Here is a 17,978-nt window from a genome sequence, read left to right as displayed (position 1 = left end):
TATATTATTTTTTAGGTTTGGACATATTGTCCTTTGTCTTGTCAAAAACGTAATCTATAACTTGCTGATGACGTGCTTTAGAACGAACAGAACTACCAGCTGCAGGTGCGGCATAAAAACGCCTAGATGCAATCCTGAATTTCTGAATCTCACTAAAATGCATCAACATATGACTCCAAGCACCCATATTTCTTGGTTCTTCTTGTGCCCATACAATATCATCTGCATTTTTATATTTCGCAATTGCGTCCTTCATTTTCTTCTCTGGCACAGGAAACAATTGCTCCACTCTTACCAAAGCTACATCTTCCCTTTTATTTTCTTCTTTCACTGCCAAAAGATCATAATAGAATTTACCTGTACAGAATACTAAGCTCTTAACTTTTTTAGGATCTGCAGCTTCATCATCTATTACCTCTTGAAAACCTCCATTAGTTAAATCTGATATTTTAGATACAGCTTTAGGATGCCTCAATAAACTCTTAGGAGTAAAAATGATAAGCGGTTTTCTAAAATTAGCTTTCATTTGTCTACGAAGAATATGGAACATTTGTGCAGGTGTAGTTACATCTGCTATATACATATTATCTTTCGCACACAATTGCAAGTAACGCTCCATTCTAGCAGAAGAGTGCTCAGCACCCTGACCTTCATAGCCGTGTGGCAATAACATTACCAGTCCGTTTTGAAGTTTCCACTTATCCTCAGCAGCAGAAATATATTGGTCGATCATAATTTGGGCTCCATTACTGAAATCTCCAAATTGCGCTTCCCAAATAGTTAATGTATTAGGGCTTGCCATGGCATAACCATAATCAAAACCTACCACACCATATTCTGATAAAAGTGAATTATAAATCTGAAATTTAGCCTGCTTTTCAGATAACTGATTTAGCAAAATAACCTCTTCCTCACTTGCTTCCACTTTCATAACCGCATGACGGTGAGAAAAAGTACCACGCTCTACATCTTGTCCAGACATACGAACCGCGAAACCTTCTTCTAATAAACTACCATAAGCCAAAAGTTCTCCCATTGCCCAGTCAAGTTTATCCGCTTCAAAATACATATTGTAGCGGTCCTTAACCAGTTTCTCAACCTTACGTAAAAACTTCTTATTTGTTGGTAAAGCTGTAATTACTTTGGCAATTTTATCAAGTTTTGTTTTAGCAAATGTGGTCTTTATAGGATCCATCATTTCCCATTCACGAACATTCTCAAAACCTTTCCATTCATCTGCCATGAACGGTGTAATTACAGTTTTGTCTTCTTTTCGCGAGTCTTCCAATTTCTCCTCTAAAGAGTCCTTGTATTGTTTTTCTAATTGAGCAACATAGGTATTATCAATAACACCCTCTTGCATCAACTTCTCTGCATAAATATCTCTAGGATTCTTATGCTTTGAAATCGCTTTATATAATTTTGGTTGCGTAAAACGTGGCTCATCACCTTCATTATGCCCATACTTTCTATACCCAAGTAAATCTATAAATACATCACTTTCAAATCGCATTCTATATTCCAATGCAAAAAGAGATGCATGAACTACCGCTTCTGCATCATCAGCATTAACATGTAGCACTGGACTCAATGTTACCTTAGCAACATCTGTACAATAGGTAGATGTTCTAGCATCTAAGTAATTAGTTGTAAAACCTATTTGGTTGTTTACCACTATATGAATAGTACCACCAGTTTTATAACCGTCTAAACCAGCCATTTGAACAAGCTCATATATAAGACCTTGACCAGCGATAGCAGCATCACCATGCACTACAATAGGCAAAACTTTAGAAAAATCGTCTTGGTAATGAGCATCTTGTTTAGCCCTAGCTATACCTTCCACCACTGCACCAACGGTCTCTAAGTGAGAAGGGTTTGGGGCAATGTTCATTTTGATTTTATTACCATTATCAGACTTTCTGTCAGAAGTCCAGCCTAAGTGATATTTAACGTCACCGTCAAAAATCTCTTGCTCATAATCTTTACCATCGAACTCACTGAAGATATCTTTTGCAGACTTACCAAAAATATTGGTCAGCACATTTAATCTACCACGGTGAGCCATACCCATAACAAATTGCTTAACACCCATTTCTGCAGCGCGCTCAACAATTACATCTAAGGCAGGTATCAAAGATTCGTTACCCTCTAATGAAAACCTTTTTTGCCCTACATATTTAGTATGTAGAAAGGTTTCAAAAGAAATAGCATGATTTAACTTCTTAAGAATGTGTTTTTTTCTATCAGCCTCAAAATTCGGATGATTATCATTGACATTAATCCAATCTTGTATCCATTTTACACGCTCTGGCTTTCGTATATACATATACTCAACACCAATAGCATCGCAATAAATACTTTGTAAATGTCTAACAATCTCTTTTAAAGAATTTGGACCTATACCAATTATATCACCAGCATTAAACACTGTTTCAAGATCAGACGTTGAAAGTCCGAAATTTTCAATCTCTAATGTAGGCTCATAATGTCTTCGCTCACGTACCGGGTTAGTTTTCGTAAATAAGTGACCTCTGCTTCTATAACCGTCAATTAAACGAATTACCTGAAACTCTTTTTGAAGAGATTCTGGCATTTCACTTTTATTGCCATTTACTAAAACTGTAGTTCGATTTTCATCAAATTCAAGTTCATCTAATGAACTTTCTACACCAAAGTCAAACCCTTGAAAAAAGGCTCTCCAACTTGGCTCTACACTATCCGGATTCACTAAATACTTATCGTATATCTCTGAAAAAAAAGAGGTATGAGCGGTATTCAAAAAGGAATATTTATCCATGAATTACTTTCTGTATCTTTAGAATAAATTTCTAACAAAAATACAACATTTACAATATCTAACGATAGAATGCCATGTATTATTGAAAAAAATGAAACTTTAAAACAAAATTACCATATGAGCTTAAAAAAAATATTTTTAATAGGGTTAGCAACATTTAATATCACTTTCTCACTTGCTCAATCTTCAAATAATACTTCTGCTTTTTTGGATAACGTAAGATTTGGTGGAAGTATTGGCTTAGGATTCACAAATAATGGCTTCAATGGTTCAATTTCGCCAAGTGCTATTTATCAATTCAATGAACAATTTGCATCTGGTGCAAGTTTAAGCTTCAATTATGCGAAGTTTGATGACGACAAATTTTTGGCTTATGGCGGTAGTATTCTTTCTCTTTTCAACCCCATACCACAAATTCAAATGTCAGCCGAATTTGAACAATTAAGAATTAATAGAACAATTGCCACCCAAACAATTGAAGTAGAAGACAATTATTGGTTACCTGCATTCTTTATAGGTGCCGGTTATAGTACAAGAAATGTAACAGTTGGTCTTCGGTACGATTTACTATACGATGATAACAAAAGTATTTATGGCAATGCACTAATGCCGTTTGTACGTGTTTATTTCTAAAATTCACTACCTTTCATTATACCAAACCAACCACAATGAGTAAACTTAAAAATCGATATCTTTCTCTAGATGTCTTTAGGGGAATGGATGTTGCCCTGATGATTATTGTTAACTCCCCCGGAAATGGAGATACCAGTTTTGGAATTCTGAAACATGCCGTCTGGAACGGATTTACACTTACCGATTTAGTCTTCCCCACTTTTTTGTTCGTTGTTGGTAATGCCATGAGTTTTAGTATGAAAAAATACGAAGCTGAAGGTAGTGGTGCGTTTTTAAAAAAGATATTTAAACGCTTTTCTATCATTTTTTTACTAGGTTTTTTAATGTATTGGTTTCCATTTTTTGAAGATGGTGGCTTAAAACCTATTGCCGAAACCCGAATTTTCGGAGTATTACAGCGAATTGCATTATGCTATTTATTTGCGTCTATTCTACTTCATTATTTTAAAACAAAATCTGTTCTAATTTTTAGCGCTTTGGCTTTAATAGGGTATCATATTATATTATTGGTATTCGGCGACTTAACCTTAACAGGCAATGCTGTATTAAAACTTGACAAATTTCTTATTGGCGCAAACCATATGTACCATGGTAATGGTGGCGTTGCTTTTGATCCTGAAGGACTACTAAGTACATTACCTTCAATTGTAAATGTAATTGCAGGCTATTTTACAGGTAAATTCATTCAAAAGAATGGGCAGAATTTTGAAACCATTGCAAAACTTATTATGGCTGCAGGTATTCTTGTTATAGCAGGATTTGCTTGGGATTTAATCTTCCCATTTAACAAAAAACTATGGTCTAGTTCGTTTGTTTTATTAACTAGTGGAATTGACATATTTGTTATAGCTGTATTAGTTTATCTATTAGATATGTCTAAACCGGGTAAATGGACTTATTTCTTTGAAGTATTTGGCAGAAACACGCTATTCATTTACTTATTATCAGAACTATTCATTATCAGTTTAGCAGAGTTATCTATGAAAGGCACAAACGCTTATAATTGGATTGCAGACAACATTTTCATTGCAACAGCTGGTGATTATTTTGGATCACTGTTGTTTGCCTTATGGATTATGTTTACCTGCTGGCTTGTTGGTTATATTATGGATAAAAGAGGAGTATACATAAAAGTATAAAAGAACATTATTAATATCGATTGCGATACCACACCTTTTTATACTCCCGCTTTAAAATCAATAATGTAACCTGATCTGCTACATCAACAGTATCGGTGATTTTAATATTATGAAATGCACTTTCTGGAATATCTATAATATACATTAAGTTAAGATATTCAGCAAAATGCTCCATCATTAAATAGTATACCTTCTCACGAATAAGCGTTATAAATTCAGAATGACCTATTGTTTCAGGTATTTGCATGGGAATATTGGCAAGAACAAAATCCTTGTCCACCTGATGCTTCAATTTATCAAAAAGAGAATCACCAATAGCAACCTGCATTAACTGCTCACTATTATCAACATTTAACTTCATGTAACATTTACATTCTTTACTCCATCAAACAGAAAGTAATTTGAGATACTATTGCTTATACACTATACCCTCTTTCATAACAAAAATTACATCTGTTAATGTTTCTACATTATCTAAAGGATTTTCATTTACAGCAACAATATCAGCTATGTAGCCTTCTTTAATTTGACCTAATTCCTTTTCACCTAAAAGCATCGCATTGGTAATTGTAGCCGAACGCAAAGCCTCTATAATAGGCATACCTGCTTTGTGCATATATACAAACTCCTTCGCATTATCTCCATGAGGAGATACCCCAGAGTCTGTACCAAAAGCAATACTCACACCTTTTTTGTACGCCTTTGCAAAAGTTGCATTTAATTTAGGTCCGATCTCCAAAGCTTTTTTAGCTACGACTGGTGGTAAGTAGTTAGGTATTTTCGCCAATCTAGCTGCTTCTTGACCTGCAGATATAGTGGGTACCATAAACGTTTTGTGTTTTATCATTAAGTCCATTGTTTCTTCAGACATTAATGTACCATGTTCAATAGTCTTTATTCCTCCTAAAATTGCTCTTTGCATACCTTCATCACCATGTGCATGAGCTGCGGTTAGCATACCATAATCATTAGCCGTTTCTGTAATCGCCTTTATTTCTTCAATAGTAAACTGAGGGTTTTGACCACTTTTAGCTACACTTAACACTCCGCCAGTAGCTGTTATCTTAATAACATCCGCTCCATCTTTATAACGTTGACGAACGGCCTTTCTACCATCCTCAGGAGAATTAACAACACCTTCTTTTGGTCCTGGATCACCCATTAACTCATTGCTTCTTCCATTAGTAGGATCGGCATGACCACCAGTAGAAGCAAGTGCCTTACCGGCAGTAAAAATTCTAGGACCAACAACCGTTCCTTTATTAATAGCTTTCTTTAAGGCTATATTCACTCCTGATCCTCCTAAATCACGTACCGTTGTAAAGCCAGCCATTAATGTTCTTTTAGCATAAACTGTAGATTCAAAAGCAACATCAGCTTCATTCATGGTAAAAGCCTCTAAATATCTTGACGGACTAGATTCGCTTTCAATATGAACATGCATATCTATAAAACCAGGCAATACAGTCTTAGATTTTAAATCTATTACTTGATCAGTATCACTACCTACTATAAAGCCATTCTTAATTTCCTTAATCTTATTTTCTGAAATAACAATCGTTTTCTCCGACATTATTTTACCCGATTCAACATCTACAATTTTACCGCACTGAAGATAAGTGTCTTGGGCAGTTGCGCCTGTAAATACCAGTAAAACTAAAAGGAATAATGATTTTTTCATAAGAGGTGGTCTTTAAATTAAATAAGGGGAAATATAGCCATATTTCCCCTTATTTATATTGTAAAACCCGAAAAAATCAGTCACGTATTTTCTGTTCCCAGATCCACGCGTAATTCATGGCTTCTTCTAAAGTATATTCAGCTTTCCAGCCTAATACTTTATTTGCCTTTGTTGTATCTGCGTAAGCACTAGTGATATCACCAGGTCTTCTATCAACTATTTTATAATTCAATTTTCGACCAGATACTTTTTCAAAACTTTTTATAGCCTCTAGTACAGAGCTACCAGTACCGGTACCTACATTAAAAACCTCAAAATTAGATTCATTTTTCCCGTTCAGCAAACGCTCTAAGGCAACCACATGGGCTTTAGCCAAATCTACTACATAAATATAATCTCTTATACATGTACCATCTGGCGTAGGATAATCATCACCAAAAACAGATAACTGATCCCTTAATCCAATACCAGTTTGCGTAATAAATGGCACCAAGTTTTGCGGAACACCTATTGGCAACTCACCAATCTCTCCACTTGGGTGTGCTCCCATCGGGTTGAAATAACGTAATGCAATTGCATTTAAACCAGGCGTTACTTTACAAGTATCTGCAATTATCTCTTCACCCATTTGCTTGGTATTGCCATATGGCGATTCTGCAACTTTAACAGGTGCATCTTCTGTAATAGGCATTTTATCTGCCTGTCCATAAACCGTACAAGACGAGCTAAATATAAAACTAGCCTTATTCTTTTTACATAGTTCCTTTAATATATAAACTAGCGTACCAATATTGTTCTCATAATAAAGCAACGGCTTCTCAACACTTTCACCTACAGCTTTAGATGCTGCGAAATGTATAACACCAGCAACATCTTGATAGCGTTGAAAAAAGTCTTCAACCTTATGTTTTTCTTTTAAATCTAACTTTTCATAAAGCGGCTTTTTACCTGTGATAGCTTTAATACCATCAAGTACATTTTCATCAGAGTTAGAGCAATCATCTATTATGACCACTTCAAAACCTTTGTTTTGAAGCTCCACTACTGTATGAGACCCTATAAAACCTAATCCACCTGTTACTAATACTTTCATTTATAATGCTATTTGAACGTTCTCAAATTTAAAAAAATACACCACTACCCGTTAACAAACCCGATAATTAACTCCGTTATATAGTTAATCTGTTCTTCATCTAATTCTGTGTGCATCGGTAAAGACAATACTTCTGTCACCAATTGATTCGTTACAGGAAAATCTTCTTCTTTATAACGATTATCTAGATAAGCTTTCTGCTTATGTAACGGAATTGGGTAATAGACACCAAATGGAACTTCATTTTTTGCTAAAAATTGTCCTAGTTCATCTCTTTTACCATTTGTAATTCTCAAAGTGTATTGATGAAAAACGTGACAATCGCACACATCGCAAATGCCCTCGCAATTATTTACCGTTACCGGAGTAATAATATGCTCTTGACCTTCAAATGCTTTTGAATATGCACGAGCTGCATTTCTTCTTGCATCGCAATACCCATCTAACTTAGGCAGTTTTGCTCTTAAAACGGCAGCCTGTATAGAATCTAATCTTGAATTTACACCAACTACATCATGGTGGTAACGTTCGTACATACCATGGTTAACAATACCACGCAAAGTATGCGCTAATTCATCATCATTAGTAAAAATTGCACCACCATCACCATAACAACCTAAGTTTTTAGAAGGAAAGAATGAAGTAGCACCTACATGCCCCATACTACCAGCCATATGCTTTGTACCATCTTTTGAAAGGTATTTTGCTCCAATAGCCTGAGCATTATCTTCAATGACAAACAAATCGTGTTTCTTAGCCAATTCAAGTATAGCATCCATATTAGCACATTGACCAAAAAGATGAACGGGAACTATAGCTTTCGTTTTTGGTGTTATTGCTTTTTCTATAGCTTCTATATCAATATTGAACGTATCTGGATAAACATCTACCAAAACCGGAGTCAGCTGTAACAATGCAATGACCTCAACTGTGGCTGCAAAAGTAAAATCTGCTGTAATAACCTCATCGCCAGGTTTCAAACCTAACCCCATCATTGCAATCTGCAAAGCGTCAGTACCATTGGCACATGGTATAACATGCTTAACCTGAAGGTAATCTTCTAGCTCCTTCTGAAATGCATGAACCTCTGGTCCGTTTATAAATGCCGAAGTTTCTAAAATTTGAGTTATAGAAGTATTTACTTGATCTTTAATTTCTTGGTATTGACCACCTAGGTCTACCATTTGTATCTTTTTCATCTGTTGTAATTACATGAAGTGATACAAAAATACGAAACAGACGACACTAAATTTATGGAAGAAACGTAATTTAGCCCAAAAGCATCTGTTTGAACTTTCTCTATAATCTTCTTATCATAAGTGCATCTGCCATTTTAAAGGTATTGGCGTTGATGAATCCTAAACTATCGTTGTTTGTAAATGGGAGAAAAGAAACAATTTCTTTAATTAATGAATCTATCTCAGAAGAAGACAAAGTTATTTGGATTCATGCAGCATCTTTAGGAGAATACGAGCAAGGATTGCCTGTTATTGAACAATTAAAAATTCATCATCCTACACATAAAATAGTACTTACTTTTTTTTCCCCTTCAGGATACGAAGTAAAAAAGAATAGCAAAATAGCTGATGTGATTTGCTACCTTCCTATGGATACAAAGAGCAAAGTAAATTCCTTTTTGACGGCTACACATCCCGATAAAGCCATTTTTATTAAATATGAAATATGGCCCAACTACTTAAATGCTTTAAAAAAAGCTGATACGCCAACATTTTTAATTTCAGCATTATTTAAAGAAAATCAGATTTATTTTAAGTGGTATGGTGGTTTTATGCATAGCGCATTAAATAACTTCTCTCACTTTTTTGTACAAAACGAAAAATCAAAATCATTATTAAATTCCGTTGGATATACTAATGTAACCATTGCCGGAGATACTCGTTTTGATAGAGTAAGTGAAATAGTAGAACGAGACAACGAATTAGATTTCATGAAACGTTTTAAGAAAGATCAATTTTGCTTTGTTGCTGGAAGCACGTGGACAGAAGACGAAAAAATTATCATAGACTACATAAATAACAACATACACCCTATTAAGTTTGTTATAGCACCACACACTATTAAAGAACATCATATTCAAGAAATAATTCAATCTATAAATAAAAAGGTAGTTCGTTATACAGATTTAGAACATAGCAGTCTAGAAGATTGTGAAGTCTTAATCATTGACACCATTGGTCTTTTAACCAAAATTTACAGCTATGCAGATATCGCATATGTAGGTGGCGGTTTTGTTACAGGATTACACAATACATTAGAACCAGCCGTATTCGGTATACCGGTTATTATAGGTCCACAGTATGATGGATTTGCCGAGGCAGAAGAATTGGTACAATTAGGCGGAGTCATTTCTATTAAAAACAACATTGATTTTCAAGAACTTGTAGACAAGTACTTTGATAGTGAAGACTACAGTTCAAAAATCGGGCGAATCAACACAGACTACATCAATGAAAAAGCAGGTGCAACCAAGCGTATTATTTCTGAATTAAATGCAATTTTAACCTTAAATAATTGAATAATTATCAATTAACTACCCCTATATTATTTAATAAACCATTTTCATAACTACTAGTTATTGTATAGAAAACATACTTTACACAGATACTTTCTATACGTTAATCGATTTTACCATCCTATTTAACAGCACTTTAGGTTAGATCTACCATATTGACTACAGAACAATAGAACAATGATTATGGAACAAGAACTAACTTCAGGAGTTAAAATACTCAATGGAATTCTTAAATTAATGGTTACCTGCTTGGTGATAATACTTTTATCAGTACCCTTGGCAGGTATTGCAGATTGGTTGAATCTAATTAAATAGATGCTACTATAACATTACCGACATATTTACAATAGTAGTGAAAGTTTATAGCGTGTTGTATTTCGGATATCGACAAGATACCTTTTTCAAGGTTGAAATGCACATTTCAAAAACCCCAAACCACTAAAAAGTAGGATTATACAGCTAATTCTGAGAGTTTTACAACATTTTATATGGAATTGTTGCTTAATTCAACTAACTTTAGTAACGTAACTTTAAAGTAGGTAATGTTATGAACAATTTATCATTTAAAACCGGAGTAGAAACTTATCTATCCGTGCTCGTAATTGCAATGCATGCATTTTTAGCAGTTGTTGTTGTTGGAGCTTTTTTAGCCCTTTTGGGGATTGTCTAATCTTTTAACACCAAAACCCTTATTGAAAAAAAATTACTTTAAAAAAATGCCCCTTTAAAAAGGGGCATTTTTCATTTTAGTATTTCATTAATAAATGACCACTTCATTTGTGTCAGAGTAATTTAAGATGAAGGAATAACATACATTACATTTAAAACATTAAATAAAAAAGGCTGTCAAAAATATTTTCAACAGCCTTTAAAAGTTTAAAGTAATCTTCTATTATTGATACACTCTCACATAATCAACCTCCATTGTATCTTCTATAAATTCTGCATCGATAGTACCACCAAGTGTACCGCCCATAGCAACATTCATAATTAAAAAGAAATCAGCATTAAAAGGTGTTGTAGCATTGTTCACAAAACTATTATGAACCAACTGATCATCTACAACAAACTTAATGCTATCAGGTGTCCACTCTACAGTATAATTATGAAACTCAGAAGTTGCATTTTCAACTGGTGTAGATCCTACTATAGCATTACCTGCAGAATTACCAGGATAATGTAATGCACTACTAATGGTATTGTTATTATTGCCAACATGTTCCATAATATCTATCTCTCCAGCTGTAGGCCAACCAACTTCATCAAAATTAGCACCTAAAGCCCATAACGCTGGCCAAGTACCACCGGCAGATGGAAGCTTAGCTCTTATCTCAACTCTACCATAAGTAAACTCGTATAAGTTTTCAGATTTAATACGACCTGAAGTAATTCCGCCAGAAGGAGAAACACCAAAATCAAAAAACAACACAACTCGGTCATAAGTACCAACTGGAACACCAGTGAAATCAAAGTTTAGTGTTTCCCAAGCATTAGCAACAGTTGAATTAACACTTACCTCAACATTCTCATCAGCATTAGCTTGATTTTCAAGTTTCAAAATTATATTGGCTCCAGTAGCAGGCGACCATGTTTTTAAACTAATACTAGGGTAAGCAACAAGATCAACCGGTGCAGATAAATCAAAGAAAGAACCTGCCCATGTTTCAGCACCTAAAGTTTTAGTAGATTCTGCCACATTAGCACTAGTATTCTCTCCCGTAGGATCCGGATTTGCAATTACCGCAGTTCCAACACCGCCAAATCCAGTAAAAACAGGAGCTGCACCTTCAAAATCTTCTAAAGTTTGCGTACCGCCACTTCCATCACTCAAAGTAATTTCGTCAAAATAGTGAACAGCTGCTTCGCCCTCACCAGCTATAGCAGTGATTTTTAAAACACCGTCTTCAACTTTTACGTTTTCAGCTGCATCTGTATAAGTTTGAGCCTCACCATTACCCCAGCCACCTGCGCCAAGGTCATAACCCCAATTAGCAGCATTTGGTGCACCATCAACATCAAACTCATCTGACCAAACTAAATTGGTATAAATGGTCTCAAGACTTTCTTCACCACCATCAACAGCAACATCTGAAGTAAATTTATGGTACCAAGCTAAATCTGCATTCTCAGTATCGTACGTTCTTACATATAAGAAATCATCACTAATAGAAAGTATTTCATAAACCGAAGACCCAACATAATAACCCATAAAACCGCCATCAGAGAAAGTCATTTGAATTCCTGTAGTCTCAGCATCTGGAACGTTTCCTTCTACCTCAGAAAGCTGAACAATCTTTTCACCCGAAGTATCAAAATCATAACAAAAGTCAATATCTTCTCCACCACCTACAACAGCTTTATGACCAACGTTAAAATAAGTTTGACCCTTATTATCTAAAGTGTAAACTAAACCTCCATTTTCATTTACTGAAAAAGTAAGCTCATCATCACACAGACAATCAGAATCTTCCGTTCCACATTTTTCAAATGCAGAAGCAGAAAACCATTTAGGGTACCACCAATCTCCATCTATTCCTTCCCTTGCAGGTCCTAGTCCTAAGTGACCCTGTTGAGATGCTGCCAAAAACCATGTTTTTGAGCTGTCATTCGTTAAAAAAGTCACCGTTTCAGTGTCGGTAAACGCTAATGAAACAGAAACATCTATAGTCTCAGAAATCTTTTTACCCTCTGTAGAACCCGCAGTTATAGTTACCGTATATATATTCTCACCTATTTCTTCGTACGTTTTAGAAGTTACACCTGAAGTTTCCAAAGCAGTGGTACCATCACCAAAATCATAATGATAATAATTGGCATTGGCTGCAGATGCAGTAAAGTCAAAGACACCTTCACCCATATTTTGAGCACTAACTGTAAGATTAGAAGGCGTAACCGATTCTGGAATATCAATGTCATCTCCATCGCAGCTCATCATTACTGCAAACAAGGATACCATGATGTACTTTAATTTTTTCATAGTTAATTTTTTTGAGTTAATTATTTGATTTAAAATTCAACTTACCCATATCTCTAACCACTTATGTTGTGTTGAGATACGAATAATCGTTTCTGCAATTTAAATTACATAATTATCAAATTCTAAATTTTTGCCCATACAAAAAACATACAACACAAAAAAAACTACTAAAAATAGAGATTATAATAACTAAAGACAGAGAGTCGCCTTATTAGAAGCCAAAACAAAATACACGCGATAACTACTAGAAAAAAGTATATGTTGTGGTAATGTTGTGGTAATATTAAGTTTTGTAGTGGAGATTATAAATTGATGATATAGTCAGTTAAGCCAGTTTCGCGCGGAAGATTCATTTTTTTACGCAGACGGTATCGTTTCACCTCAACACTTCTTACCGATATATTTAAAAGAGGTGCAATTTCTTTAGAAGACAGGTTTAGTCTTAAGTATGCACACAACCTTAAATCATTTGCAGATAACTCAGAATGCTTTTCTTTCACCTTTTTCAAGAAATCTTTATCTGCATTATTAAATGCACTTTCAAAAAATTTCCAATCGTCTTCATTATTAATATTCCTGTCAATAGTTCTGATTACAGCTTTCACCTTTGGGTTATCTGTGCTACTTTTTAATTGATCTTTAATAGCACTTAAAAACTCATTCTTTTTAATAATACTCATTGTAGAGATTGCCAATTCTCTATTCTTACTATCAACAAGTTCTTGTAATTGATTATTTTTTATTTGAACTATCTTCTTCTGGTTTTTTAATTTCTTACGTTTTAACCGTTTGTTATTAGCTTTTATAAGTTGACTTTGCTGTTTTTTATAATAATTCTTATAATTTCTGTGAATTAGCAAAGAGAATAAAACCGCTAGTATAACATAACACAAAATAGCCCAGTATGACACATACCAAGGCCTTAGAATTTTAAAGCTATATGCAGCCGTATTAATTGATAAACTATTACCCACCTTAGCTCTCACCTTAAACTCATAAGAACCATATGGTAGATTATCAAATGAAGTATTGGGCATAAGCGACCAAGTACTCCATTCTTCATTTAAACCGTTTAATTTATTTTGATAATACACTTCTGTATATCTATCATACTCTGTAACATTATAATTAAAACTTACGTTATTTTCTGAATACTCTAATTCTTGATTGTCTTGAAGAGAAAGATCAATTTTTGGAGTTTCATGAGACTTTCCAAAAACAGAATTTATCTTTATTTGACAATCACGCTGTTTAGCTTCACTTAAATCCAAAGTGATATAACCGTTAGAAATACCTATCAAATAAAGATTTTTTTCTAAATGCACGATAGATTCAAAACCTAAGATTCCCATACTACGCCTAAAGAAATTTGGAATTGAAATTTTAACCGTTTGTGGTTCTTTACTTAAATACCCATTAGAAACAGTAATTATATTATAATTCGTAAAGCCCCATAACCTTTCGTAATTGTTAGTCGACTGAAGTATGCCGATAATACGCTCATCTGCATTAAAAAATTTGCTTGTTAGAACTGAATCTATTAAAAATTCATGTTGATTTACATTGTATTTAAAAACACCGTTAATAGTCCTATAAAGAATATCGCCCTTATATCTAACCAAGCTAGAACCATTGCCTTTAGATTCCTTACTGTCTAGTTTTACAACCTTCTTATATTCGTGGTTAATTTGCAAGTCAAAAATTCCCTTATAATCATGATTTACTAGTAAATGATTTTCTCCGACGAACTCAAAAAATCTACTCGAGCTATCAAAACCATCAATACTATTGCGGTACTGCCATTTATCATCTACTTGCTCAAGTACACTTAGACCTTTATAATTACCTTGAATAAGCAAGTTTTGCTTATATTCTATACTTTGAATATCCCACGCACCTGAAACTTCTGAAATTTTCGTAGCAATATCATCCGTTATAACAAAAGTTCCATTGTGATGACCACAGAATAATGTACCATTAATTTCTTTTAGCAACCAAACTTGACCTTGGGTACCCTCAATGAGTTTAAAAGAATTTCCCTCTTGATATTTTTTATAAAATAGTCCTTGATTTGTACCTAAATATAAAAAATCGCCTTTTTTCTTAGCAGTATAAACAACACCTAAAGCCCCTATATGGTCAATATATTCTTTAAAAGGTGAGGCTAAATTGATGACGCTAACTCCATTATCCAACCCAAGCCACAGATTATTATCTATATCTTGAAATAACGATAATACTGTATTGTTGTTAAGACCTTTTTCTTGATTAATATTTCTTATGATATTACCGTTTACATCTAATTGAAATATACCTTTTGAGATTGTACCCAATACATAAGACCCATCATTTAAACGTAAAGCACTATAAATCTTGCTCAGATAAAAATCTGTCTCTACAGGCAATTTCCATTCAACTAGAATATTATTTTCTAGATAAAAAAAATCTGCCTGTTCTGTAATGATCAGTATTCTATTATCTACCAGAAATGCACCAACAACATTAGTTTGCTTAAGAATTAAGTCATCAGATACTAGAATAGGCTCTCCATTTTCTAATGTAAACAAGCCCTTTCCGAGCTTTTGAAAATATATTTTATTACCTATTTCAAATATTTTAGGACTATTATTTTTAGCATCTAAAATTTCAAATGTTGACTTTTTAATATTGTAGATATAAATTCTATCTAATGATTGAAACAAAACCCAGTCTTTGAAATGCGATATATTCCAAAAATCCTCATCTTCTATGAGCGGTGTTTTCAACTGGTCAGAAATGGATGTATAAATCAAAACTCCAAACTCATTGCGTGTCCAATACCCAAATTGCATATAACTGCCTGTAAACACTCTTCCATTTAAAACCATAACAGATTTTACGGGAGTGCCATAAGGTATTTGGTACAAGGTCCAAGCATTTCCGTTAAACTCCAACAATCCACTATTGTTTGCAACATACATTGTATGGTCATTAGATTGGGCAATAGACCAATTTTGGTTACCAGCATTGTATTCAATAGGAGTGTAATTTTGAATTGGTGGAAGCTCTTGACCAAAGACACACAAGGCAAAAAGAAAAATTAAACTATACAAAGATTTCAATATCATTTAAGCGAACATCAAAATTTAATAGTTTTAAATATAAGGTATTTAATACGGAGTAATTATTTTGTTTCAAGTTTTACTATGCTTGAAACAAAATAAACTAAGCATTTAAAAAACATTATAAATGCTGTCGTATAATTTATCAACAAAAAAAAGGTCAGCTTTTGGCTGACCTTTTTCTAATTTACAATAAATATTCTATTTCACTTCAACACCTTTCCAAAAGGCAACGTAACCCTTAATACCTTTTGCTAATTCTGAAACTTCTGGGTAGTACCATGCCGCATCTTTATTTACTTCACCGTCTACTTCTACATCGTAATAAGAAGCAATTCCTTTCCAGGGGCACATACTATGAGTTTCTGTACTTTTAAAAAATTCTTTCTTAATATCGTTAGGCGGAAAATAATGATTTCCTTCTATTACAACAGTTGCATCACTTTCTGCAATTACCTTATTATTCCAAATTGCTTGTATCATAGTTTTAATTCTTAAATCATATTATTTTAATTCCGTCATAATCAAAGCTCCTTTAGAAAGCGTTTTATGTACAGGACATTTATCTGCTATTTCTAACAATCTTTGCCGTTGCTTATCATCTAAATTTCCGGATATTTCTATTTCTCTTTTAAAAGTATCAATTTTTTTTCCGTCAGAAGAAACATTTTCTGAATCTGGAGCATGGTCTTTGCCATGATCTACATGCACAACTACTTTCTGTAAATCCCATTTTTTACGGGTCGCATACATTCTTAAGGTCATTGCGGTACAAGCACCTAAACCAGAAGCCAAATAGTCATAAGGTGATGGTCCAAAATCATTCCCGCCAAAATCTATCGGCTCATCAGCTATTAACAAATGATTACCAGAAACAATTTCAGAGGTAAAACCTTCATTACCTATGCTTACTGCCACTTGATGAGAAGTTTTTAAAACCTCTTTCTTCGGAACATCTAAATAACGTTCTGCCCAACCAGATATTACATTACCAACATAAGTAGAATCTGCACTATTCATTAATAAATGGTCTGCCCTATCAATAGACACAAAGCTTTTTGGATGATGCGCATAGCTGTATAATTCTTTCGCATTTTCAATACCTACTATGGTATCTTGTGGCGAATGAATAACCAAAAAAGGTTTTCTCATGTTCTTAAGCACAGACTCCATAGGTTTTGACTCAATATCATCTATAAAATCTTTATTAATGGTAAAATCCCTACCACCGATATTCACCTTTGCTTTACCTGTCGAATTAATCTCCGCTACACTTGATTTGAACAAATGCTGCACATGCGAAGGAGAAGATGGTGCCCCAACAGTTGCAACAGCCAATACAGATTCTAATTGCGAAGCGGCAAAAATAACCGCTGCGCCACCTAATGAATGCCCAACCAACAAAGAAGGAGCCTTAAAATTATCTTCTAAAAATTTAGCTGCCTGTATTAGATCAGAAACATTAGATGAAAAATTGGTTTCTTCAAAGTCACCTTCACTATCACCTAAACCCGTAAAATCAAACCGAAGTACGGCGATACCTTTATTTACTAATGCCCTTGAGATATTACGAACAGCAGAAAAGTTTTTATTACAAGTAAAGCAATGCGCAAAAATCGCATAACTGTGTGCCTCTTGATTATTGGGTATTTCCAACCTTGCATCAAGTTGTTTTCCTTCTGAATTTGTAAATGTTACTTTTTCAAAGCCCATATTATGTTATTTCTATACTATTAGCAATATCATTGTATTAGAAGTAAATACTATTGAAAACTTACAAGAGTAACAAATAACGACGTTGTTATTTAAAAAAGTTAAAGGTTGATTAAAATCTACCGCATAAAAAAAGCCTCTTGATTTCTCAAGAGGCTTCTCGTTGTACAGGCGGAGAGACTCGAACTCTCACACCGCAAGGCACTAGATCCTAAGTCTAGCGTGTCTACCAATTCCACCACGCCTGCATACTTTCCTAAATCACTAAATAGTGATTATCGGGGTGCAAATATAACGCAAAAAATCAA

Annotated in this window: 13 protein-coding genes and 1 tRNA gene; 4 read left to right on the top strand and 10 right to left on the bottom strand. The window is 34.1% G+C overall.

Annotated elements, in window-relative coordinates:
• Nucleotides 1-4 precede the first annotated feature (4 nt).
• Nucleotides 5-2,800 carry a 2-oxoglutarate dehydrogenase E1 component gene (locus BUC31_RS06360; RefSeq protein ID WP_073242286.1) on the bottom strand — a complete coding sequence of 932 codons (2,796 nt, stop codon included), beginning with the start codon at nucleotides 2,798-2,800 and terminating at the stop codon, nucleotides 5-7.
• A gap of 117 nt (nucleotides 2,801-2,917) precedes the next feature.
• Between BUC31_RS06360 and BUC31_RS06355 the strand changes: the two genes are divergently transcribed.
• Nucleotides 2,918-3,433, top strand: coding sequence for an alpha-ketoglutarate decarboxylase (locus tag BUC31_RS06355; RefSeq protein WP_073243794.1), 516 nt, complete (start codon nucleotides 2,918-2,920; stop codon nucleotides 3,431-3,433).
• Between the two features lie 35 nt (nucleotides 3,434-3,468).
• Complete coding sequence (locus BUC31_RS06350) at nucleotides 3,469-4,572, top strand: acyltransferase family protein (protein ID WP_073242284.1); 1,104 nt, start codon at nucleotides 3,469-3,471, stop codon at nucleotides 4,570-4,572.
• A 10-nt stretch (nucleotides 4,573-4,582) separates the two neighbouring features.
• On the opposite strand, the gene BUC31_RS06345 is transcribed toward BUC31_RS06350, so the two are convergent.
• The 4 genes from BUC31_RS06345 to BUC31_RS06330 form a co-directional block, all read right to left on the bottom strand.
• Nucleotides 4,583-4,933 (bottom strand): hypothetical protein, encoded by a 351-nt coding sequence (locus BUC31_RS06345; protein ID WP_073242282.1) that lies wholly within the window; start codon nucleotides 4,931-4,933, stop codon nucleotides 4,583-4,585.
• A 48-nt stretch (nucleotides 4,934-4,981) separates the two neighbouring features.
• Entirely contained in the window at nucleotides 4,982-6,253 is a 1,272-nt protein-coding gene (locus tag BUC31_RS06340; protein WP_073242280.1) for a metal-dependent hydrolase family protein, read from the bottom strand.
• 76 nt (nucleotides 6,254-6,329) lie between these two features.
• Complete coding sequence (gene galE / locus BUC31_RS06335) at nucleotides 6,330-7,346, bottom strand: UDP-glucose 4-epimerase GalE (RefSeq protein ID WP_073242278.1); 1,017 nt, start codon at nucleotides 7,344-7,346, stop codon at nucleotides 6,330-6,332.
• A 44-nt stretch (nucleotides 7,347-7,390) separates the two neighbouring features.
• Nucleotides 7,391-8,545, bottom strand: a complete 1,155-nt coding sequence (locus BUC31_RS06330; RefSeq protein WP_073242276.1) for a DegT/DnrJ/EryC1/StrS family aminotransferase — start codon at nucleotides 8,543-8,545, stop codon at nucleotides 7,391-7,393.
• 89 nt (nucleotides 8,546-8,634) lie between these two features.
• Between BUC31_RS06330 and BUC31_RS06325 the strand changes: the two genes are divergently transcribed.
• A complete protein-coding gene (locus tag BUC31_RS06325) occupies nucleotides 8,635-9,882 on the top strand; it encodes a 3-deoxy-D-manno-octulosonic acid transferase (RefSeq protein WP_073242274.1) in 1,248 nt (415 codons plus the stop codon).
• Between the two features lie 180 nt (nucleotides 9,883-10,062).
• A complete protein-coding gene (locus BUC31_RS20605) occupies nucleotides 10,063-10,194 on the top strand; it encodes a hypothetical protein (protein WP_262987446.1) in 132 nt (43 codons plus the stop codon).
• Nucleotides 10,195-10,771: 577 nt separating this feature from the next.
• Here the strand turns inward: BUC31_RS20605 and BUC31_RS20490 are convergent.
• From BUC31_RS20490 to BUC31_RS06300, 5 genes are all read right to left on the bottom strand, one after another.
• Complete coding sequence (locus tag BUC31_RS20490; RefSeq protein WP_073242272.1) at nucleotides 10,772-12,856, bottom strand: family 16 glycosylhydrolase; 2,085 nt, start codon at nucleotides 12,854-12,856, stop codon at nucleotides 10,772-10,774.
• Nucleotides 12,857-13,158: 302 nt separating this feature from the next.
• Nucleotides 13,159-15,963 (bottom strand): helix-turn-helix and ligand-binding sensor domain-containing protein, encoded by a 2,805-nt coding sequence (locus BUC31_RS06315; RefSeq protein WP_073242270.1) that lies wholly within the window; start codon nucleotides 15,961-15,963, stop codon nucleotides 13,159-13,161.
• A 195-nt stretch (nucleotides 15,964-16,158) separates the two neighbouring features.
• Nucleotides 16,159-16,437, bottom strand: a complete 279-nt coding sequence (locus BUC31_RS06310) for a DUF427 domain-containing protein (RefSeq protein WP_211573857.1) — start codon at nucleotides 16,435-16,437, stop codon at nucleotides 16,159-16,161.
• Nucleotides 16,438-16,461: 24 nt separating this feature from the next.
• Nucleotides 16,462-17,670 (bottom strand): bifunctional alpha/beta hydrolase/OsmC family protein, encoded by a 1,209-nt coding sequence (locus BUC31_RS06305; protein ID WP_073242266.1) that lies wholly within the window; start codon nucleotides 17,668-17,670, stop codon nucleotides 16,462-16,464.
• A 166-nt stretch (nucleotides 17,671-17,836) separates the two neighbouring features.
• Nucleotides 17,837-17,918 (bottom strand) — tRNA-Leu (locus BUC31_RS06300).
• Nucleotides 17,919-17,978 lie beyond the last annotated feature (60 nt).

Origin of the sequence: Maribacter aquivivus (genome assembly GCF_900142175.1) — a bacterium.
Taxonomy (GTDB): domain Bacteria; phylum Bacteroidota; class Bacteroidia; order Flavobacteriales; family Flavobacteriaceae; genus Maribacter; species Maribacter aquivivus.
Note: the sequence above shows the minus strand (reverse complement) of the source record. Positions and strands in the feature narration are given on the sequence as shown.